This window comes from Flavobacterium aureirubrum (assembly GCF_038739835.1).
GTDB lineage: Bacteria > Bacteroidota > Bacteroidia > Flavobacteriales > Flavobacteriaceae > Flavobacterium > Flavobacterium aureirubrum.
In genome coordinates, this window is the sequence record NZ_JBCGDO010000001.1 from 146,094 (window position 1) to 168,765 (window position 22,672).

Below are 22,672 nucleotides of genomic sequence, written 5' to 3' on the forward strand. Positions count from 1 at the left end.
AAACTACATCCTTTCTGGAACCTCTATTCCAAGTAATTTAAATCCTGATTTTACAGTTTCGCCCACTTTTTTGGAAAGTTGCACTCTAAATGTTTTCTTGGCGATGTCTTCTTCGCCAAAAATAGATACCGATTGATAAAAAGAATTATATTCTTTCACTAACTCATATATATAATTGGCAATTAAAGCTGGACTGTGATGCTGTGCCGCATTTTGAATTATTTCTGGATAAAGTTCTAGTTGTTTTATTAATTCTTTTTCTTTTGGATGCAGGTCAATTTCAGTTATTTTATGACTTAAATCAAAATCGGCTTTGCGCAAAATAGATTGTATTCGAGCATAAGTATATTGAATAAACGGACCAGTATTTCCCGCAAAATCTACCGACTCTTCTGGATTAAAGAGCATTGCTTTTTTTGGATCAACTTTCAACATAAAATATTTCAATGCGCCAAGCCCTATAATTTGATACAGTTTTTCTTTTTCATCTAAAGAATACCCGTCTAACTTCCCTAATTCTTCTGAAATTGATTTTGCTGTTGCGGTCATTTCTGCCATCAAATCATCAGCATCTACGACAGTGCCTTCTCTCGATTTCATTTTCCCCGAAGGCAGTTCAACCATTCCGTAGGATAAATGATAAAGATTTTCTGCCCAATCAAAGCCGAGTTTTTTCAAAATTAAAAATAAAACCTTAAAATGATAATCTTGCTCATTTCCAACAGTATACACCATTCCACTAACATCAGGATTATCTTTTACTCGTTGAATTGCTGTGCCAATGTCTTGCGTCATATAAACAGCAGTACCATCGGAACGTAACACAATTTTTCTATCCAATCCATCATCGGTTAAATCTATCCATACTGAACCATCGGGATCTTTTTCAAAAATTCCTTTTTCTAGTCCTAGTTGAACGACTTCTTTACCTAATAAATAAGTTTGGCTTTCATAATAAAAACTATCGAAATCAACACCAAGATTTTTATATGTTACAGCAAAACCATCATAAACCCATTGGTTCATTTCTTTCCATAACGAAACAACATCTGGTTTTCCAGCTTCCCAATCAAGAAGCATTTGTTGGGCTTCAAGAATTATTGGAGCTTGTTTTTTTGCTTCTTCTTCTGTTTTGCCTTGTGTAATTAGTTCGCTAATTTGTAATTTATATTCTTGATCAAATTTAACATAGAAATTCCCTACCAATTTATCGCCTTTTAGTCCACTGTTTTCAGGTGTTTGCCCGTTTCCAAATTTTTTCCATGCCAACATCGACTTACAGATGTGAATTCCTCTATCATTTATGATTTGAGTTTTATAAACTTTTTTCCCAGATGCTTTAATAATTTCAGCAACCGAATAGCCCAAAAGATTATTTCTTATATGACCAAGATGTAATGGTTTATTGGTATTTGGAGAAGAGTATTCCACCATAACCGCTTTTTGGTTTTTATCAATTGGAACAAAACCAAAGTTTATATCCTTATTCATTTGATTAAAATAATTCAGATAATAATCATCTGAAATTACGATATTCAAAAAACCTGAGACCACATTAAAACGAATAACTTCTTTAGTGTTTTCTATTAAATAATTGCCTATTCTAGTACCAATTTCAGCTGGATTGCCTTTAATAATTCTAACTAAAGGAAAGATTACTACAGTGATATCGCCTTCAAAATCCTTGCGCGTCATTTGAAATTCAATCCTATCCACATTGATTTCAAATATTTCTTTAATAGCGTTCTGAATTTGATTTTCTAATAGTTGCGAAAGACCCATGATTAATTATTTAGTCGCAAAGATAAACATAACGGCATAAATTATATGAATCGTGATGTTTTCTAAAAGATGAAAACAACAAAAATTTTATGTTTTATAAGAATAATACTTAAAATAATAGATAATTTATGTATTTCATCGATTATTTTTGCTTTTAAACGGTAAATTAATCCATATTTGTCTTGTCAAAATCCCAAGTCATGAAAAAATTATTACTATTTACGTCTCTCTTTTTAACTACAGTTGGTTTTTCTCAACCGATAACCGTTAACTCTTCAAATTACACTGTACCTCAATTGGTTAATAACGTTTTAATCAATTCCCCTTGTGTGTCGGCTACCAATGTTACTTGGAGCACAGGATCAAATTTTGGCTCTTCAAACGGAATTGGTTTTTTTCAAAACACTAATCCTAATTTTCCGATGCAAAGCGGTGTTGTTTTAAGTACAGGTAATGCGATTAATACACCTGGTCCAAATACTACGATTCTCAACGATGGATCAACATCATGGCCAGGAGATGCAGATTTGGAAGCAACTTTAGTGGCATCAGGCATTACTATGGTTTCTAAAAATGCTACTGTTTTAGAATTTAATTTTACCCCAATCTCGCCGAATTTTAGTTTTGACTTTATCTTTGCCTCTGAAGAATACGGGAATTTTCAATGTTTATTTTCAGATGCTTTTGCATTTTTACTAACCAATCTAAACACAGGTGTAACAACAAACCTTGCGGTAGTTCCTAATACTACTCTACCTATTTCCGTTGTTACTATTAGAGATAATCAATATAACTCTGCCTGCGGCTCTGTAAACGCTCAATTTTTTGGCAACTTTAATGGCGGTTCCAATGCTTTAAATTCTGCCACAAATTTTAATGGTCAAACTACTGTTTTAACTGCTGCATCTGTTTTAACTCCGGGTGTTCCTTATCATATTAAATTAGTCATTGCTGATAGAGTTGATCCACAATCTGACTCAGCAATTTTTATTTCTTCTGACAGCTTTAACATTGGCCAAGATGTTCTAGGTCTTGATTTAACTATTGCAACAAATTCTGCTTTGTGCTTTGGAACTACACAAACCTTAAATACGGGTTTAAATCCATCTAATTTTTCTTTTGTTTGGAGAAAAGATGGTGAAATTTTAGCGGGAGAAAATGGAGCAACTCTTACAGTTAGTCAAGCCGGAAATTATAGTGTAACTTATACAAATTTATTTAGTACATGTCTGCCGATTACTGACTCAATAGTAGTCGAATACTATCCTGAAATTACATCTCCAAATCCGACGCCAATATACCGCTGTGATAGTGGTGCAGCAACTTATACCTTCAATTTAGATTTAAATACATCAAGAGTTAAACAAGGCCTAAGTCCTCTAACAAGTGTTACATATTTTGCAACACAAGCCAATGCCGAAAACAATCAAAATCCGCTACCATTGCAATACAATAGTGCACCGGGTCAAACCGTGTTCGTTAGAATTCAATTGCCAAATAGTCCTTGTTTTATCGTAAAATCATTTCAATTATTGACTTCACCACCACCAGTTGCTAATCAAATTCCAAATTGGGTTAGATGTTCAACTTCGGCATTTAACAATACATCGTTTAACTTAACATTGCAATCAGCTGCTATATTGAATGGTCAGTCTAGCTCTATAAACATAGTAACTTATTACACCTCATTAAACAATGCTACTAATGCTATTAACCCGATAACATCCTTATTTTCTTCTGGTCAAACCATCTATGTTAGAGTACAAAATGTGACGGATCCAGCTTGCTTTAGCATAACTAGTTTTAATTTAATAGTAAATCCATTACCGTTGGTTGATAGACCAGAAAACGTTATTGTGTGTGAGAATTTTGTATTACCAGCACTTACGAACGGAAACTATTTCACCGCTACAAACGGAGCGGGCACACCAATGTTTGCTGGCGATATTTTAACTGAGTCGCAAACTGTATTCATCTTTAATCAACCTGGTGGACCAGGAACTTGTGCTGCCAATAGTTCTTTTTTAGTAACTATTATTGATGAAGATGAACTTACACCAGATGACGTAACCAACTGTGGAAATTATACATTGCCTTCCTTACAATATGGAAAATACTTCACCGCGCCAGGTGGTGGTGGCACAGAAATACCGGCCGGAACTATAATATCATCAAATCAATTAATTTATTTTTATTTTATATCTAATACCACGCCGCCATGTGCTGTTGACTCCAGTTTTAATGTGACTATTCTGTCAACGGTAGAAGTTGGTAACAGAAATGATGTTTTTGAATGCAACTCGTATACATTACCTGTCCTATCTGCAGGAAATTACTACACACAATCTGGTGGAAATGGTACTCAAATTCCTTCCGGAACTGTAATAACGTCTAGTCAAACATTGTATGTATATCTAGCTACAGAAGGTACAACTCCTTGTTCAGACGAAGATAGTTTCGAGGTAATTATTGGATTAAATCAACCGCCAAATATTGCGCAATGTAATAGCTACACATTACCGGCATTACCAATTGGAAATTATTTCACTGGACCGATGGGAACAGGCACACAAATTCCTGCAGGAACAGTCATAAACTCAAGTACTACTGTATATATTTATGCACCAACTGCAAGCAGCTCAGAGTCTAATTGTACCGATAACTTGTTTTTTACCATTTCAATTGCACAGCCGCAAATTGATGTTCTAACTGACATTTCAGTATGTGAAAGTTATACTTTACCTATTCTTGAAAACGGCGATTACTATACAGGAGCTGATGGCACTGGAACAATGCTCTCTGCTGGCGATTTAATAATTAATACGCAAACAATTTATATTTTCAAAAGACTCGATAGTACTTGTTTTAATCAAAATAGCTTTACAGTAACTGTTTTAGGAATTCCACAAATTGACTCTCGATCAGATATTGATATTTGTGACCAATATGTTTTAACACCGCTTACCATTGGACAGTACTACACTGAACCAAATGGCAATGGTACCTTATTGACTCCTGGAACAGTAATTACGTCATCACAAAGAATATATATATATGCGCTATCCAATACAACGCCGCCATGTGCTGCTCAAAATAGTTTCCAAATCAATATTTTTTCTACAACTGCCGATACTTTAGCAAATATCACCACTTGTGATAACTACACCTTACCGGCATTGACCCCAAACAACAAATATTACACCCAATCTGGTGGACCAAACGGTACTGGAACTGAAATTTTACCTGGAACAATAATAACTACAACTCAAACCATTTATATTTTTAAAGAATCTCAAATTAGAACTGCCTTTTCTTGTATTGATGAAAGCTCGTTTACAGTGACAATAAATTACACACCTGTTATTCCTACAATATTAGATGTTAACTTTTGTAATTCTTACACTTTAAGACCTTTATCTATTGGAAATTACTATACTGGTCCAAATGGTACAGGAACATTACTTCAAGCTGGTGATGTGATAACTACTACACAAACGCTATATGTATATGCTAACACAGGTACATCGCCTGATTGTTTCAGCCAAATAAGTTTTACGATAACTATTTTTAATGTAGATGAGTTTCCAAATGTTACGATATGCGAAAATTATACATTACCAGCAGTATCTGTGGGTCAATATTTCACAGGACCAAATGGCACAGGTGTTAACCTTAATGCTGGAGCAGTGATTACTTCATCACAAACCATCTATGTTTATGCGCTTTCGCCTCTTTTACCAAGATGTTCAGACGAAAGTTCGTTCCAAGTTACAATTATTGATACACCGGTTGCTAATCCAATTCCTGCTGCTTTAAGAACAATATGCGATGAAGACGGCACCAATGATGGCGTATTTGCTTTTAACCTAACAAATCTAACAAATACTGTTTTGGGTCAACAAACGGGTAGTGAATTCACAATAGCCTATTATGAAAACTTGGCCAATGCAACAAACCAGACTAATGCCATCACTTCAACTACGCTAACAACAGTTTTTGTTCGTGTTACTAATACTTTAGCACCAAGTTGCTTTGATATTAAACCCATTACAATCATTGTCAATAGATTACCTGAACCAACACCAGTTGACGGTATTATATGTATTGATAGTGAAACGGGAACATTATTAAATGCATATACAATCTTTAGCGGTTTAAGCACAGCTAACCATCAATTTGTTTGGACGAACGACGCCGGAGTAACCGTTGGTAACGGAAATTCTTATCAAGCCACTTTGCCTGGAGTATATACTTTGGTAGCTACAAATACTATCACGGGTTGTAGTTCAGAACCTATAGATGTGACTGTGAGTCCATCTGAACCAGCAATAGTAACTTATACAGTAAGCGATGATTTTGCAGAATCACAATCTATTACTGTGGTGGCAACCGGACAAGGAAATAATTTTGAATACCAATTAAATAATGGTCCATTCCAAGATAGTCCTGTTTTTGAAAACGTACCTTCTGGAGTTCACACTATAACAGTAAGAGATAAAAACGGTTGCGGTATAACTACTATTCAAGCCATAGTTATTAATTATCCGAAATTTTTCACACCTAATAGTGATGGATACAACGATACTTGGAACATTACTGATTTATCAAATCAACCTAGCGCGAGTATTTTAATTTACGATCGTTATGGCAAAATTTTAAAACAAATTAGACCAAGCAGCGCAGGATGGGATGGCACATATAACGGAAATCTAATGCCATCTGATGATTATTGGTTTAGTGTAACTTATAAAGACGAAAATCAGGTTGACAGAGAATTTAAAGCTCACTTTGCGATGAAAAGATAGTTGTTCAATTTATTTACCGACCAAAAAAAACTCTTCAAATAATTGAAGAGTTTTTTTTATAAAATAGAAAAGCGACCAGTTGTCGCCTTTCATTATATCGCAAATATCGATTTTATTGCATCGCTCGTCATAGGTTTCAGAACATAATTAGTTATTTCTTCATCAAAATCCTTCGCTCTGCTTCTATCGACTGTGTTATCTGAAGAAGTAATAACATAGATACTTATTTTATTTTTAATATTTTCTTTAAGTTTTTTATATTCTTCTAAAAATTGCCAACCGTCTAGAATTGGCATATTGATATCAAGAAGAATTAAATCGGGTGGATTTTCACCTTTGTGTAATTTATCCTTAATTCCGTCGAGCGCTTCTTGCCCATTTTCGTAGAAAAAAGGATTTACTTCTATGTTATTACTGGCTAATAATTTTTTGATGAGAAATTGATATATTTTGTCATCATCAACAACAAATACGTCGTTAAATTTCATAGTAAAAAAGATTTGAGGTTTATTGATTTTAACGGTGCAAACATAAGTAAAAAATCGACTAACTACGTTTTTCTCGGATGAAATGTATTAATTATTTGTGTTAAATGTTTTCTATCGAGATGCACATAAATTTCTGTGGTAGTAATGGACTCGTGTCCTAACATGATTTGAATTGACCTTAAATCGGCACCATTTTCTAGTAAATGCGTTGCAAAGGAATGGCGCAGTGTGTGTGGACTAATATTTTTTGTCAAATTGATTTTGACTGCCAATGACTTTATGATGGTAAAAATCATTGCACGCGTTAGCTGTTTACCTCTTCGATTTAAAAACAAAGTATCTTCATGACCTTTAACAATCTTTTGATGTAATCGCACTGTGTTTTTATACAATTCAATATAGTTTTGTGTTGACTTTGCCACGGGAACAAATCGCTGCTTGTTCCCTTTTCCTGTGATTTTTATAAATCCTTCATCAAAAAACAAATCTGAGATTTTTAGTGTAATTAATTCGGTTACTCGAAGGCCACAACTGTAAAGTGTTTCTAAAATCGCTCTATTACGTTCTCCTTCATCAGTAGAGAGATCGATAGCAGAAATTAAATTATCTATATCATCAACCGATAAAGTGTCGGGAAGTTTTCGCCCAATTCGCGGTGCTTCTATCAATTCCATCGGGTTATCGCTGCGATAATCTTCAAAAATAAGATAGGAAAAAAAACTTCTCAACCCCGAAATAATTCTGGATTGAGAACGAGCATTAACCTCTTTAGATATGGAATATATAAATTGTTGAATTACTTCTTCATTGATCTTTTCTGGCGAAATGGATATGGTATTTTGATTTAAAAAAAGACACAATCTTTCTAGGTCAAACGTATAATTGTCAACGGTATTTTTTGACAACCCACGTTCAATTTTCAAATAAGATTGAAAACTTTTGATATAGCTATTCCAATTCATTTAATGGTTGCAAACAGTAAGTTATAGTTAAGAACATCGCTAGTTTTCATAAAGCATTACTTGTTTTTTAGAATCTCTTTATAAATAACTATTTCCTTTTTCAAATCTTTTATTTCCTCTTCTTGCCGTTGAATTGTTTGCTGAAATGCGGTATGGTTTGCGTTTTGAACATTAGAAGGCAATTTTTCGATTAAATCGGCAAAGAGGTTGTGCTCAATGGCTATACTTATTTTCCAGATGATGCTAGTTTGCAGTGTTGGGCTAAAAAAATAGCCGTTCATAACGGGTTGTTTGACGTTTATTCGTCGGCATACTTCGGCGAAAGATAGTTTTTTTTCAAGGATTCTTTTTTTGACTAATTCACCCATGTGTGGTAGTGTGTTCATAGTTATAGTACTTATTACAAAGCTAAAATAAATTATTATTTTAATAATAAAAAATATTTTAACTCTAAATTAATTTAGTATTTATTTACATTAATTTATATTAACCCTAACTATCGTAATTATAACCCTAATTACATTAACAATAACCCTATTATTATTTAGCATAAAACTAACAAATTATACTTTACTACTAAACTATTTTATGATAAACCTAACTATAAAGTACTTCACCCTAAATAATAAGCATAAAAAAACCTCTCAGTTGAGAGGTTTTAAATAGTAAATTGTAGGATTTCTTACAGTTTGTATAACAAACCAAAACTGATAGCTGACATATCAAGACCTAATCCAAGCTCATTAGTTTTCTCAGCGCCATCTCCACCATTATCATTTGATGCATAACGGAATCCACCCCACTCAGCAGTAAGAGCAAAGTTATTAGAAACGAAATAGTTCAACCCAACTGGTATGTTAAATCCAATTTCATTTACAGTAGAATCAAATCCAGTAGCTTCAACTTTTACTGAACCATAAGAAACATTAGCACCTATAGAAAGTGAGAATTTAGTAGCTGGAGTAAAGAAGTATCTCGCTCCTGCACTAAATGCGAATCCAGATGCATCTACATTTAAAAAATCGCCATCACCAGTAACATCAACAAATTCAGAACCAGATGTGTACCCTAATGAACCTTCGATTGCAATGTTTTCAGTTAAAAAGTAACCTACACCTGGAGCTACTGTAAAGCTGTCAGTTTTAAAATCTCCAGTTTTTGAATTAGAGAAATTAGCTGTACCTGAAAGATACAAATCACCTTTTGCAAAACCTTCTGAAGAAGTTTTGTCTTGTGCGTTAGCAAAAGAAACTGCACATATTGCAGCAACTGTTAAAATAATTTTTTTCATTTTGTTTAATTTTAAAATTAGTAAGACAGATTTAGAAAATTCTTTTTTTACATCGATAGCCACATCAACAGTTATTAACAATGTTATTAACTGAATATTTAAACAAACAATTGATTTTCATTTATTTACAAAAAACTAATAGATACCAACAGTATGAGATTAAGAAAAAACAGCAGCAAATAATAAGAAAAAGACAAAATTTGGTCGAAAATATCAAGTAATTCTCATTAAAAATTTATCTGGTTTAGCTACTTTTACAAAAACAACTGCTAATGAATATCATCATTATTAACGGACCAAATCTTAATTTATTAGGTAAAAGAGAAACTGATGTTTATGGTACTACCTCTTTTGAATTATTTTTTGAGGAACTGAAGAAAAAATACCCTGCACTGAATTTGTCGTTTTTTCAAAGCAATATTGAAGGTGAGTTGATAGATAAAATCCAAGAAGTTGGTTTTACTTATGATGGCATAATTATTAACGCAGCTGCCTATACGCATACTTCTATTGGTATTGGCGATGCTTTAAAAGCGATTGCCACTCCTGTAATAGAAGTTCATATTTCCAACACCTTTTCGAGAGAAACTTTTCGTCATCAATCTTTTATTTCGCCAAATGCCAAAGGAATTATTATTGGTTTTGGATTGAAAAGTTATGAATTGGCGATACAATCGTTTTTATAGGTACACAGAGACACACAGAGAAAAAAAGAGATACACGAAGTTTTTTTTAGCGCTGTGAAAATCATAAAAAATGGCTGTGAACCTATGCGGAATTCATAAATAATTTCACAGAGCTACACGAAGAAAAAAAGAGATACACGAAGTTTTTTTTAGCGCTGTGAAACTCATAAAAAATGGCTGTGAACCTATGCGGAATTCATAAATAATTTCACAGAGCTACACGGAGAAAAAAAGAGATACACGAAGTTTTTTTTAGCGCTGTGAAACTCATAAAAAATGGCTGTGAACCTGTGCGGAATTCATAAATAATTTCACAGAGCTACACGGAGAAAAAAAGAGATACACGAAGTTTTTTTTAGCGCTGTGAAACTCATAAAAAATGGCTGTGAACCTGTGCGGAATTAATAAATAATTTCACAGAGCTACACGGAGAAAAAAAGAGATACACGAAGTTTTTTTTAGCGCTGTGAAACTCATAAAAAATGGCTGTGAACCTGTGCGGAATTAATAAATAATTTCACAGAGCTACACGGAGAAAAAAAGAGATACACGAAGTTTTTTTTAGCGCTGTGAAACTCATAAAAAATGGCTGTGAACCTGTGCGGAATTCATAAATAATTTCACAGAGCTACACGGAGAAAAGAATAGACTCGCTCAGAAAATTAAAACTATGTGAAGCTCATGAAAAATTTATGTTATTCTCTGTGTAACAAAAATTTCCATTGACCCACAAATAAAAAATACCTTTGTAACAAAAAACTATGAAAAAAATCACCTCAATCCTGTTTCTATTTTTATACTGTTATTCATTTTCTCAAATTAAAGGAACCGTTACTGATGATAAAGGAAATCCATTGGCGTTTGTTAATATTTTTGAAGAAAACACCTATAATGGAACGACTACAAACGAAAAAGGAAATTTTATTTTGAATGTAAAAACCGAAAATCCAACACTTGTTTTTCAATATTTAGGATATAAATCAGTAAAAAAATCACTTACAAAGAATCAATTTTCGGATAGTGTAGAAATAGTTTTAGTTGAGGAAAACATTACTCTTAATGAAGTTGTGATTAATAAAGGCGATAACCCCGCTAATGAAATCATTAGAAATGCGATTAGAAATAAAAAAAGTAATTCTGAAAAAGCGTCAAAGTTTACTGCCGATTTTTATTCCCGTGGAATATTCAGAGTGAAGAATTTACCAAAGAAAATTTTGGGGCAAAAGCTCGATTTTTTTGACGAAATTATTGACTCGACACGAAGCGGCATTTTATACTTATCTGAAACGGTTTCAAAAGTCACTTTTCAAAAACCCGACAAACTCAAAGAAGTTATTATAGCCTCCAAAGTAAGTGGAAACGACAATGGTTTCAGCTTTAACAGTGCCTCATCGGCAAACTTTGATTTTTATGACCCCTATCTTGAGTTTGATGCCAATATTATATCGCCTGTTGCTGACAATGCTTTTAATTATTACAAATACAAATTCGAAGGTTCATTTTTTAATGAAAACCGCCAGCAAATCAATAAAATAAAAATAATACCGCGTCGCGATACTGAACCAGTCATGTCAGGATATATTTATATTGTAGACGATTCCTATGCCATTTATGCCACTGATGTTACAATGACAGGAATACAAATGCAAAATCCTGCACTAAATTCTTTAACCTTGAAGCAAAATTTTAGTTACAATACCAATACAAAAGTATGGACTAAAAATACCCAAACTTTAGATTTTGATGCAGGAATGTTTGGCGTAAATATTTCGGGAGGCTTTACTTATGTATTTACCAACTTTGAATTTAAAGAAAAGTTTGAGAAAAAAACGTTTACGGCAGAGGTAATAAAGTTTGAAGAAAACGCCAATAAGAAAGAAGATTCTTTTTGGAACACCATCAGACCTGTCCCGCTAACAGAGGAAGAAACCACCGATTATGTTAAAAAGGATGCTTTACAAGAAAAGAAAAAATCGCAAGTATACTTAGACTCTATCGATAAGAAGAAAAATAAGTTTGGAGTTATGGATTTTTTAAGCGGGTACACCTATTCGAACTCGTTTAAAAAATGGTCTATTAATTATAATGGACCTCTTTTAAACACTAGTTTTAACACTGTTCAAGGATACAATACCAGTATGGGTTTATCGTATTTTAAAAATAACGAGGATAAAAAAACCTATTACCAGATTGGGTCTAACGTAGCTTATGGCTTTTCAGATGAAGTTTTTAGACCCACTGCCTATTTTTCGGCAAAACTAAACAACAAAACCAAAACCTTTGTTAGCGTTATTGGTGGAAATGTAGCCACTCAGTTCAACCCCGAAGAACCTATCTCTAAAATTGCAAATACAATTAGCTCGTTGCTTTTCAAAAATAATTTTATGAAATTGTATGAAAAGAATTTTATTACCGCTAATTTTTCTAGAGAAATGTTCAACGGTTTAAATATGACTTTTGCCCTTGAATATGCCGAACGAAAACCACTTTTTAATACAACAGATTTTGTAGTAATCAAAAACTCTAAATTATATACTTCAAACAATCCTTTGTTACCATTAGACGAAAGCAGCGCCGCGATTGACAGGCACAACTTAGTTAAACTGAATGTTAGCGGTCGAATTAAATTTGGCCAACAATACGTAACGCGTCCTGATGGAAAGTATAATCTTGGCAATGATAAATATCCAACGCTACTTTTAGGCTACGAAAAAGGGTTTGCTGCCAGCCAAGACAACTATAATTATGATAAAGTAACGGCGAGAATTATCCAAAATTTATCAATAGGAAACAAAGGAGAAACAGGAATTAATATCAGAGCAGGTAAATTTTTCAATGCCGAAGGAATTTCGTTTGTTGATTACAAGCACTTCAATGGCAATGAAACCAATGTTATGATTGGCTCTTCTTATATCAATTCGTTCTATTTATTGCCCTATTATCAATCAAGTACAAACGATAGTTATGTGGAAATGCATTTTGAACACGATGACAAAGGCTATATAATGAATAAAATTCCGTTAGTAAATAAATTAAAATCTAAATTGATGCTTGGGTTTAAAAATTTGGCTATTCCAGAAAGAAAGCCCTACCAAGAGTTTTCAGTAGGATTGAGCAATCTTGGTTTTGGAAAAGTTAGGATATTCCGAGTGGATTATGTTCGCACCTATCAAGGTGGTTATTTAGGAGACGGAGTAATGTTTGGAATTAATTTTTAATCGATAATAAATTACTGTTTTAAAAAAACACATCATACCCAAAACGAATTAACGTTAAGATTACCACAAAAAGGAAAAACTTTCTAATGAAAGTATTTCCTTTTTTTATCGCCAATTTTGCACCAATAAAACCACCAAGTGCGTTGCAAATTGCCATCGGGATAGCAATAGCCCAAATGATTTTGCCTTTTAAAATAAAAAGACAAATTGAACCAAAGTTAGTTGCCAAGTTAACCATTTTGGCATTTGCCGATGCGTGAAGAAAATCAAAACCCAAAACTGAAACGAACGCTAGGACGAGGAAACTTCCTGTTCCTGGACCAATAAATCCATCATAAAAACCAATGCAAACACTTATTATAACACCTAATAAAAGTTGCCTTTTAAGAGAATGTTCTTTAGCTTGATGAATTCCAAAATCTTTTTTAGTAAAGGTATAAATGGCAATAAATATCAAAACTACTAATAGCAATGGCTTCATAAAATCATTGTGTACCAATGTCAATAGATTTGAACCTAAAAAAGCAGAAAAAAAAGCGACAAGCGCCATAATAGAAAGCAATTTCCAGTTCATTTGTACTTTTTTTAAGTACTGATAAGCAGCAAAACTAGTTCCACTAAACGCTGGAATTTTCAGCGAACCAATAATAGTTGCTACGGATAGTTGTGGAAGTAAAATTATGGCGACTGGTGTTTGTATTAATCCGCCACCACCAACTATTGCATCTACAAATCCTGCGAAGAATGCTGCTATACAAAGCAAAATGATTATGTAAGTTTCCATAAAAAGTAAAAACCATTAAGAAATTAAGTTTCATTAAGTCGTTCTTAATTCTCTTACTACCTTAATGGTTTAAAATAAAATTCTATCGATTTATAATCTAACGATATTAGCACCAAGTGCACGAAGTCTTTCGTCAATTCGCTCATAACCTCTGTCAATTTGCTCAATATTTTGAATAGTAGAAGTTCCTTTGGCAGAAAGTGCGGCAATCAACAAAGAAATTCCGGCACGAATATCAGGCGACGACATTACAGTGGCTTTTAACTGTGATTGGAAATTATGACCCATAACTACGGCTCTGTGTGGATCACACAACATAATTTTTGCACCCATATCTATTAATTTATCCACAAAAAACAAACGGCTTTCAAACATTTTTTGATGAATTAAAACATCACCATTAGCTTGTGTGGCAACGACTAAAACAATACTCAACAAATCGGGCGTAAAACCTGGCCATGGTGCATCGGCAATGGTTAAAATTGAACCGTCGATATCAGTTTTAACAGTGTAACCTTTGGTATGAGCAGGAATATAGATGTCATCGCCTTTTTTCTCTAATGTAATTCCTAGTTTTCTAAACACATTTGGAATAACACCAAGGTTTTCCCATGACACATTTTTGATGGTAATTTCGCTTTTGGTCATGGCTGCCAATCCAATCCAAGAACCGATTTCAATCATATCAGGAAGGATTCTGTGTTCGCAACCTCCCAATTTTTCAACACCTTCTATAGTCAATAAATTAGAACCAACTCCTGTGATTTTTGCACCCATCGAGTTCAACATTTTACACAATTGTTGCAAATAGGGTTCACAAGCTGCATTGTAAACTGTAGTAATTCCTTCGGCTAAAACAGCAGCCATTACAATATTTGCTGTTCCTGTTACCGATGCTTCATCGAGTAACATGTGTGTACCTTTTAATCTACCTTTATTTTCTACGCCATAAAAATGGTCTTCTCTTTCATAACGAAACTTTGCACCCAAATTAATAAATCCTTCAAAATGGGTATCCAAACGACGTCTTCCTATTTTATCGCCACCAGGTTTTGGAATATATCCTTTTCCGAAGCGAGCCAAAAGTGGACCTACAATCATAATTGAACCTCTTAAACTTCCGCCTTCTTTTTTGAACGCTTCGGTTTCAAGATAACCTACATTTACCTCATCAGCTTGAAAAGTGATAGAACCTGGACCGTTCTTTTGGATTTTTACACCCAAATTTCCAAGAAGCGTTATCAATTTATTAACATCGATGATATCTGGAATATTACTGATTGTTACTTTTTCGGGTGTTAAAAGAACTGCACATAATATTTGTAATGCTTCATTTTTTGCTCCTTGAGGTGTGACATCACCTTTTAATTGAATACCTCCTTCAATTTTAAATGTTCCCATGTTTTAATAGTTATCAGTTGCCAGTTGCCAGTTGTCAGTAACTATATACTGATAACAGACGCCCGCTACTTATTTTGGATTATTATTATTTTTTATGAAAGGTTTTTTGCCGTTTTTATTGCTCTTGATTTTGGCATTTTGTGGTGGCAGATTTTTATTCGACATTTTTTTATTTGTTCGCATCAAATCATTGGTATTCAATAACTCTTCGTTGCTGCTTAATAAATTCAGTTTTCCGTCGGAAAGCTCATATAGATGTTCGAAAATTACGATGTCGGTTACGGTATCTTTGTTCCAACTCAGATACGATTTTTTCATGTGATTGGCGATTACTTTGACTAAGGCATTTTTCATTTCGCCATCTTCCCAACTGTTGGCAACATTGATCATGTATTTGATATTATTGCCATAAAATCGATATTTTGGATTTTTTTGAGGATATGCTAATCGTTCTGGTTTTAAAAAGATAACATCTTTCGTTGGGATAGGATAAGGTGAGTCTACATCCAATTTGAAATCAGACATTATAAAAAGCTGATCCCACAACTTGTGCTGAAAATCAAGTACATCTCTTAAATGCGGATTTAGACTTCCCATCACTTGAATAATGTATTTTGCAGCTTTATTGCGCTCTACTCGATCTTCAATTTGAGTAGCTTGAGTAATTAATTTTTGCAAATGACGACCATATTCTGGAATTATCAAATGTGGTCTTTCTGCATTATATTCAAGGAAATGAACCACATCATTTGCTTGTTCTTTTATATATTTTTCATCCATTATAATGATATTATTCCTTCAATATTTGAAACTTCGATATATTTTTCCACAACGCTTTCTGGACTCTCCATCATCACATTGATCGATACACTTGTATATTTTCCAGTTTTTGATTTATTTGTTTGTATTACGGCTCCAATATTATCAAAAGCATTTTCTACTTGTTCCACTTTTTTGGGATCAGTTGGAACAATGAATTTGAATAAATATTCTCCTGGCCAAGTGGACGTATTGTTCAACTCTTCGCGTAACCTGATATAAAACTCTTCTGTTTTCTTATCCATGTAAAATAAAATAAAAGCAAATATACAGTATTGGATTTAGATTTTAGAAGTTAGGAATATAGGAATTTTCAAAAATGGTATTTTCAATTAAATAAAAACAATAAAACACTTCCAATATTCTAATTTGTTTCAATAAATTTGCCCCTCATTTCAAAAATCTTGAAAAAAGAGCTCATAGTTATTACTGGTGGTCCAGGAACAGGAAAAACCACAATTATCGATGCACTCATCGAACAAGGTTATGCGTGTTTCCCTGAAATTTCTAGACAAATAACACTCGAAGCTAAAAAACAAGGTATTGAACAATTATTCCTCGAAAAACCGCTTCTATTTAGCGAATTATTACTCGAAGGAAGACGAAAACAATACCAATTAGCTATCGAAGATGCAGCTGACATTGTATTTCTTGATAGAGGAATTCCAGATATTTTGGCCTATATGCACTATATTGGCGATAGCTATCCTGCTTTTTTTGATGAAGCAAGTAAAAATCATCAATACTCAAAAATTTTTGTACTTCCACCATGGGAAGACATTTATGAAAGCGATGAAGCACGTTATGAAAATTTTGAGCAAGCCAAATTAATTTTTGATCATCTAAAAGAAACCTATCAGTACTATGGTTATGAAATGATTGAAGTACCGAGAGGTACTGTCGAAGAGCGTATTCAATTTATTCTAAATCAGCTTTTCTAAAAAGTTGCTGGTTGCAGATTTCGGGTGGCAAGTTTCGAGTTTCATTCTCTTTCCTCAATTTTCTTTTCTCTTTCCTCTACTTTCATAAAAAATAAGTAGTTTTGATGAACAAACAGTCAGCGCCTTGGATACCGCAATAGATATTCTTCAAAAATTTTGGAAACACAACACTTTCCGTTCGCCACAAGAAGAAATCATTGCTTCGGTATTGGATGGAAAAGACACTTTAGCACTGATGCCAACTGGCGGAGGAAAATCGATTTGTTTTCAGGTGCCAGCTATGATGCAAGATGGGATTTGTTTAGTCGTTTCTCCGTTAATTGCCTTGATGCGCGACCAAGTTCAAAATTTGCAAAACAAAGGCATCAAAGCTATTGCATTAACTGGAGGAATTCATCAGGATGAAATAATTGATTTATTGGATAATTGCCAGTTTGGCAATTACAAGTTCCTATATCTTTCTCCAGAACGGTTACAAAGCGATTGGATTTTAGAACGTATAAAAAATCTACCTATAAATCTCATCGCGATAGACGAAGCACATTGTGTTTCACAATGGGGACATGATTTTCGTCCTGCTTACTTGAAAATCGCTAAGCTTAAAGAATATTTCCCTACTATACCATTTCTTGCCTTAACTGCCTCGGCCACACCACGTGTGCAAGAAGACCTTATTATTCAATTGCAACTAAAAAATCCAGCGGTTTTTAAAAAATCATTCTATAGAGAAAATATTGCTTACATGGTTTTTGAAACCGAGGATAAACTTAACCTTTTAAGTCAAATAGTTGCAAAAAATAGGCAATCTTCTATAATTTATGTAACCAGTAGAAAGGCCTGTACTGAGACTGTTTATCAGCTTGAAAATTTAGGTTTCTCTGCGACTTTTTATCACGGTGGTTTATCATACAAAGACAAAGAAAGCCACATGAAATTATGGATGGAAGAAAAAGCACAAATAATGGTAGCTACCAATGCTTTTGGAATGGGAATAGACAAAGCTAATGTTAAAACCATTATTCACCTGCACTTACCTCAAAATCTAGAGAATTATTATCAAGAGTCAGGACGTGCTGGAAGGAATGGAGAAAAAGCATTCGCTGTAATACTAAACAACGCATCTGATATTTTACATGCAGAAGCACAGTTTATTAGTGTTTTGCCAGATAAAGCCTTCTTAAATATTGTGTTTTCTAAACTCTGCAATTATTTTCAGATTGCTTATGGAGAAGGTATTGATGAACAATTTAGTTTTAATCTGAATCAGTTTTGTGGTAAATATAAATTTCCCACCTTAAAAACTTATAATGCTTTACAATTTTTAGATAGACAAGGTGTAATAACCCTATCGCAGGAGTTTTCAGAAAAATTAAGCTTGCAATTTATTATTTCCTCTAAAGAGGTTATTAGGTACATGAGTTTAAATCCATCTGATGAAGGGATAATTTTGACAATTTTACGAACATATCCGGGAATATATGATTTACAAACAGCTGTAAATTTACAACTGATTACGAAAAAATCGAATTGCTCCGAAAATGTTGTTTTAGACCTTTTCCAAAAGTTAAAAGAAAAGAATATCATCGAAATGATATTGAAAACTAATGATGCTGTCATAACTTTTAATGAAATTAGAGAAGACGAACATACTATTAATAGAATAGCAAAGTATCTGGTAGCACAAAATAAATTAAAAACAGAACAACTTCAGGCTGTTTTACATTATTGTTCAGACCGTAAAACATGCAAAAACAAGCTATTGATGTCTTATTTTGGTGAAATACTGAGTAAAGACTGCGGTGTTTGTTCTTATTGTATTTCTAAAGAAAAAAAAACTAATAATTCAACTATAATTCAAAAAACAATTATTGAATTGCTTAAAAAACAAAATTTGAATTCGAGAGATATCCAAAAATTATCAAAACTTCCCACAGACGATGTTATCTTTGCGTTACAAGAGTTATTAGAAACTGACATCATTAGTATTAAATCGAATAACACATATTCTTTAAATTAAAGTAAAAAATCAAATTGGTATTTATGGAAAAGTTACGTATTGTTTTTATGGGAACACCCGAATTTGCAGTTGGAATTTTGGATAGCATCCTTAAAAACAATTACGAAGTAGTTGGTGTAATCACTGCTGCCGACAAACCTTCTGGCCGAGGTCAAAAAATTTCATTTTCAGCCGTGAAAGAATATGCGCTTGACCATAATCTAAAATTATTACAACCAACCAATCTTAAAGACGATGCATTTCTTTCTGAATTAAAAGATTTAAATGCCAATCTTCAAGTTGTAGTTGCTTTTAGAATGTTGCCCGAAGTAGTATGGCGAATGCCGAGATTGGGAACTTTTAACCTACATGCGTCATTACTTCCTAACTATCGCGGTGCTGCACCTATTAACTGGGCGATTATAAATGGAGAAACAAAAACTGGTGTCACTACTTTTTTTATTGACGATAAAATTGATACCGGAGCAATGATATTGAGTAAAAGCACAGCAATAAATATCGGCGAAAATGCAGGTGAACTTCGTGACCGATTAATGCTATTAGGCAGTGAAGCAGTGACAGAAACTTTGGCATTAATAGAAAAAGGAACAGTAAAAACAACCATTCAAATTGACAATGCAGAAATTAAAACAGCCTTTAAACTCAATCGTGAAAATTGTAAAGTAGATTGGAACAAATCACCAAAAGAAATTCACAATTTAATTCGTGGACTTTCTCCTTATCCTGGTGCTTGGTGCAATATAAAAGACAAAAACAATCTATGGAATGTGAAAATATATGAGGTTAAGATCGTCCTAGAACAACACGATTATACTATTGGTACAATTTTAACATCCAAAAAAGAAATCAAAGTAGCAGTAAGAGATGGATTTATTCAACTACTAGTATTGCAACTTCCAGGAAAGAAAAAAATGAACGCTGGAGAACTTTTAAATGGTGTAGTTTTTTCTGTAAATGCTGTTGCTGAATAAGGCTTTAAGACGTTTTCTCGGTTAAAAAGCGGGAGAAAATCATTGGCTTATCAACAAAAGACCTAAGTTATCAACAAATTTTTGAAAAAAAGCCGAAATCGCTTGTGTAGTAAGGAATTCCTATTAAATTTGTTACAATAAATTAAAATATTTAACCAACAATTAATAACTAACATTATGAACAAATCAGAATTAATCGATGCAATTGCAGCAGATGCTGGTATCACGAAAGCAGCTGCTAAGTTAGCTTTAGAATCATTTTTAGGAAATGTAGGTAGTACATTGAAAAAAGGTGGTAGAGTATCTTTAGTAGGTTTCGGTTCTTGGTCAGTTTCTAAAAGAGCTGCAAGAGACGGAAGAAATCCACAAACTGGTAAAACTATCAAAATTGCTGCTAAAAATGTAGTGAAATTTAAAGCTGGTGCTGAATTAGACGGAGCAGTTAACTAATTATTTAGGTTTTCCAAAATATAAAAGTCACATCACACCGATGTGACTTTTTTATTGTTGTTAATTTTTAATTTTTTTTAAAAACTTTTTTTTGTTATATTTAATAAAACTTTGATGTTATGATTACAGATGTATTAAAAAAAGGCAAACTACTAATTGCTGAACCATCAATAATTGGTGACCTATCATTCAACCGATCAGTAATATTGCTGGTAGATCACAATAGTGATGGATCAGTTGGTTTTATTTTAAACAAACCATTAAAATATACCATCAATGATTTACTTCCAGAAATAAATTCAAATTTTAAAATATATAATGGTGGTCCAGTCGAACAAGATAATTTATATTTTATCCATACAGTTCCTGCACTGATTAACAATAGTATTGAAATTTCCAATGGTCTTTTTTGGGGTGGTGACTTTGAAATAGTCAAAGAACTTATCAATAAAGGTGTCATATCAAAAAAAGAAATTCGCTTTTTCTTGGGTTACTCAGGTTGGGATGCTCATCAATTAGAAACCGAAAAGGAAGCAAACTCATGGATAGTAACAGACAACATCTATCATAACAAGATTTTGGGCAAAAATGCTGCTCAATTTTGGAAAAAAAGAATTTTAGAATTGGGTGGAGAATACTTGATTTGGTCCAATGCACCCGAAAACCCTATTTTGAATTAATTTGCATATTGAGCTTTTCTACTAATTGACTAGAGAACTGTGTTCCAAAATCTTTTTTTCTATATTTAGTAATTGGTTGAATTCCTACAATCACATTAGTGATAAATAATTCATCAGCTTTTTGCAAGTCAAAAGGTGAAATTTCTTTTTCAACTATTTCAACACCTTCGAGCTGCTTTACCAAACTCATGATTTGTTTTCTCATTATGCCATTTAAACAACCTTCAGAAATAGCTGGCGTAATGAGTTGACTACCCATCAACATGAAAAGATTTCCACTCACTGCTTCAATCACATTCTTTGACTCGTTAACTAGCAAACAGCTATCTAATTGATTTTCCTTTGCAAAAATACTCGCTGTTACTTGTATCATTTTATTAGTTGTCTTCAATGTAGAAAGCAATTGTTTGGTAACAACATAATCTTTATATAAATCAACTTCGAAGGTGGACTTCTCTATCTGATAATTTTTACTAGAAAGAGCCGAAGTTTGAATAACATAAGAAATAGAATTATCATTTGGCGAATAAAATCCACCTTCATTTCTAAACACGGTGAACCGCACTCTTGCTGAATGTTCTACTTTATTGATAGAAGCCAGTTTTACTATTTGTTCTTCAAGAAATTCCAAAGTAAACGACATTGGAATTTCCATTCTAATGATTCTCATCGATGCCATTAAACGAAAGTAATGGTCCTCGAAGAATAAAATTTTGCCGTCAACAATTTTTAAAGTTTCAAAAACTCCATCACCATATAAAAAAGAACGATTATTAACAGACAACTGTATATTAGAGTCTAAAATAACTCCATTAAAATTTATCATAAAAAAATCCCATCATGTTATTAGAACAAGACGGGACAAATTTAACTTTAAAAATTTATTTATATTGAACCTATTACATGTTTTAAATCAGAAACTTGATTTTCCCACAACAATTTTGACTCCTCGAGTTCATCTTCTAACGCGTAATCAACGACCATTAATGAAACGTCTTTAGTTATCTCATCTTCCAAAATTCTTAATTCAAAGTAGTATTCAGTATCTTTTTTTTCTTCGTCAACCCACTTGAATTTAACCTTTTCACCAGTTTTCTTAGATGCAAGCCTAGCATTTTCTTCATTGCCATCCCATATAAAAGTAAAAAATTCGCCTCTAGAATTAACATTATCAGCAAACCATTCCTGTAGACCTGAAGGTGTTGATATATATTGATACAACAACTGTGGCGATGAATTTAAAGGAAACTCTAATTCGTAACGTACTTTACTATCCATAATTCGAATAAATTTTTTGGAAATATATAGAATAAAAATCAAAAAAAATGGGTTTTTTAAAAATAAAAAAATTACTAATATAAGTTTGTTGCCCTAAAT

The 22,672-nt window shown here is 33.1% G+C and carries 19 protein-coding genes; 8 read left to right on the plus strand and 11 right to left on the minus strand.

The window, feature by feature from the left end; all coding sequences use genetic code 11:
* Positions 1 to 3: 3 nt before the first annotated feature.
* On the minus strand, positions 4 to 1,782 hold the full coding sequence (argS, locus tag WFZ85_RS00655; RefSeq protein ID WP_342694356.1) for an arginine--tRNA ligase: 1,779 nt from the start codon (positions 1,780 to 1,782) through the stop codon (positions 4 to 6).
* 200 nt (positions 1,783 to 1,982) lie between these two features.
* Here argS and WFZ85_RS00660 point away from each other — a divergent pair, with 200 nt between their 5' ends.
* Positions 1,983 to 6,587 carry a choice-of-anchor L domain-containing protein gene (locus WFZ85_RS00660; protein ID WP_342694357.1) on the plus strand — a complete coding sequence of 1,535 codons (4,605 nt, stop codon included), beginning with the start codon at positions 1,983 to 1,985 and terminating at the stop codon, positions 6,585 to 6,587.
* A 92-nt stretch (positions 6,588 to 6,679) separates the two neighbouring features.
* Here WFZ85_RS00660 and WFZ85_RS00665 read toward each other — a convergent pair whose 3' ends face one another.
* The 4 genes from WFZ85_RS00665 to WFZ85_RS00680 form a co-directional block, all read right to left on the minus strand.
* The gene (locus tag WFZ85_RS00665) at positions 6,680 to 7,075 is read right to left on the minus strand and encodes a response regulator (protein WP_342694358.1); all 396 of its coding nucleotides are present in this window, start codon (positions 7,073 to 7,075) and stop codon (positions 6,680 to 6,682) included.
* Between the two features lie 62 nt (positions 7,076 to 7,137).
* Positions 7,138 to 8,037 carry a site-specific tyrosine recombinase XerD gene (gene xerD, locus WFZ85_RS00670; protein ID WP_342694359.1) on the minus strand — a complete coding sequence of 300 codons (900 nt, stop codon included), beginning with the start codon at positions 8,035 to 8,037 and terminating at the stop codon, positions 7,138 to 7,140.
* A gap of 56 nt (positions 8,038 to 8,093) precedes the next feature.
* The gene (locus tag WFZ85_RS00675) at positions 8,094 to 8,423 is read right to left on the minus strand and encodes a hypothetical protein (RefSeq protein WP_342694360.1); all 330 of its coding nucleotides are present in this window, start codon (positions 8,421 to 8,423) and stop codon (positions 8,094 to 8,096) included.
* Positions 8,424 to 8,719: 296 nt separating this feature from the next.
* Entirely contained in the window at positions 8,720 to 9,328 is a 609-nt protein-coding gene (locus WFZ85_RS00680) for a porin family protein (protein WP_342694361.1), read from the minus strand.
* 272 nt (positions 9,329 to 9,600) lie between these two features.
* Between WFZ85_RS00680 and aroQ the strand changes: the two genes are divergently transcribed.
* Both aroQ and WFZ85_RS00690 read left to right on the plus strand, forming a co-directional pair.
* Positions 9,601 to 10,014 (plus strand): type II 3-dehydroquinate dehydratase, encoded by a 414-nt coding sequence (gene aroQ, locus WFZ85_RS00685; RefSeq protein WP_342694362.1) that lies wholly within the window; start codon positions 9,601 to 9,603, stop codon positions 10,012 to 10,014.
* 761 nt (positions 10,015 to 10,775) lie between these two features.
* Positions 10,776 to 13,232, plus strand: coding sequence for a DUF5686 and carboxypeptidase regulatory-like domain-containing protein (locus WFZ85_RS00690; RefSeq protein ID WP_342694363.1), 2,457 nt, complete (start codon positions 10,776 to 10,778; stop codon positions 13,230 to 13,232).
* 19 nt (positions 13,233 to 13,251) lie between these two features.
* On the opposite strand, the gene WFZ85_RS00695 is transcribed toward WFZ85_RS00690, so the two are convergent.
* The 4 genes from WFZ85_RS00695 to WFZ85_RS00710 all read right to left on the minus strand — a co-directional run bounded on the left by WFZ85_RS00695 (position 13,252) and on the right by WFZ85_RS00710 (position 16,481).
* A complete protein-coding gene (locus WFZ85_RS00695) occupies positions 13,252 to 14,016 on the minus strand; it encodes a sulfite exporter TauE/SafE family protein (protein WP_342694364.1) in 765 nt (254 codons plus the stop codon).
* Between the two features lie 90 nt (positions 14,017 to 14,106).
* On the minus strand, positions 14,107 to 15,417 hold the full coding sequence (gene murA / locus WFZ85_RS00700) for a UDP-N-acetylglucosamine 1-carboxyvinyltransferase (RefSeq protein WP_342694365.1): 1,311 nt from the start codon (positions 15,415 to 15,417) through the stop codon (positions 14,107 to 14,109).
* A 69-nt stretch (positions 15,418 to 15,486) separates the two neighbouring features.
* The gene (locus WFZ85_RS00705) at positions 15,487 to 16,197 is read right to left on the minus strand and encodes a DUF4290 domain-containing protein (RefSeq protein ID WP_342694366.1); all 711 of its coding nucleotides are present in this window, start codon (positions 16,195 to 16,197) and stop codon (positions 15,487 to 15,489) included.
* Positions 16,197 to 16,481 carry a DUF493 family protein gene (locus tag WFZ85_RS00710; RefSeq protein ID WP_342694367.1) on the minus strand — a complete coding sequence of 95 codons (285 nt, stop codon included), beginning with the start codon at positions 16,479 to 16,481 and terminating at the stop codon, positions 16,197 to 16,199. The genes WFZ85_RS00705 and WFZ85_RS00710 overlap by 1 nt, the downstream gene beginning before the upstream one ends.
* Positions 16,482 to 16,640: 159 nt before the next feature.
* On the opposite strand from WFZ85_RS00710, the gene WFZ85_RS00715 reads away from it, so the two are divergent.
* The 5 genes from WFZ85_RS00715 to WFZ85_RS00735 all read left to right on the plus strand — a co-directional run bounded on the left by WFZ85_RS00715 (position 16,641) and on the right by WFZ85_RS00735 (position 21,295).
* Entirely contained in the window at positions 16,641 to 17,177 is a 537-nt protein-coding gene (locus WFZ85_RS00715; RefSeq protein WP_342694368.1) for an AAA family ATPase, read from the plus strand.
* 124 nt (positions 17,178 to 17,301) lie between these two features.
* Positions 17,302 to 19,194, plus strand: coding sequence for a RecQ family ATP-dependent DNA helicase (locus tag WFZ85_RS00720; protein ID WP_342694369.1), 1,893 nt, complete (start codon positions 17,302 to 17,304; stop codon positions 19,192 to 19,194).
* Positions 19,195 to 19,217: 23 nt separating this feature from the next.
* Complete coding sequence (fmt, locus tag WFZ85_RS00725) at positions 19,218 to 20,165, plus strand: methionyl-tRNA formyltransferase (RefSeq protein ID WP_342694370.1); 948 nt, start codon at positions 19,218 to 19,220, stop codon at positions 20,163 to 20,165.
* A gap of 177 nt (positions 20,166 to 20,342) precedes the next feature.
* Positions 20,343 to 20,615, plus strand: a complete 273-nt coding sequence (locus tag WFZ85_RS00730) for an HU family DNA-binding protein (protein WP_342694371.1) — start codon at positions 20,343 to 20,345, stop codon at positions 20,613 to 20,615.
* A gap of 119 nt (positions 20,616 to 20,734) precedes the next feature.
* Entirely contained in the window at positions 20,735 to 21,295 is a 561-nt protein-coding gene (locus WFZ85_RS00735) for a YqgE/AlgH family protein (protein WP_342694372.1), read from the plus strand.
* Here WFZ85_RS00735 and WFZ85_RS00740 read toward each other — a convergent pair.
* Positions 21,282 to 22,121, minus strand: coding sequence for an aminotransferase class IV (locus tag WFZ85_RS00740; RefSeq protein WP_342694373.1), 840 nt, complete (start codon positions 22,119 to 22,121; stop codon positions 21,282 to 21,284). The two genes, WFZ85_RS00735 and WFZ85_RS00740, sit on opposite strands and share 14 nt — an antisense overlap.
* A gap of 59 nt (positions 22,122 to 22,180) precedes the next feature.
* Positions 22,181 to 22,573 (minus strand): START-like domain-containing protein, encoded by a 393-nt coding sequence (locus WFZ85_RS00745; RefSeq protein ID WP_342694374.1) that lies wholly within the window; start codon positions 22,571 to 22,573, stop codon positions 22,181 to 22,183.
* Between the last annotated feature and the right edge of the window lie 99 nt (positions 22,574 to 22,672).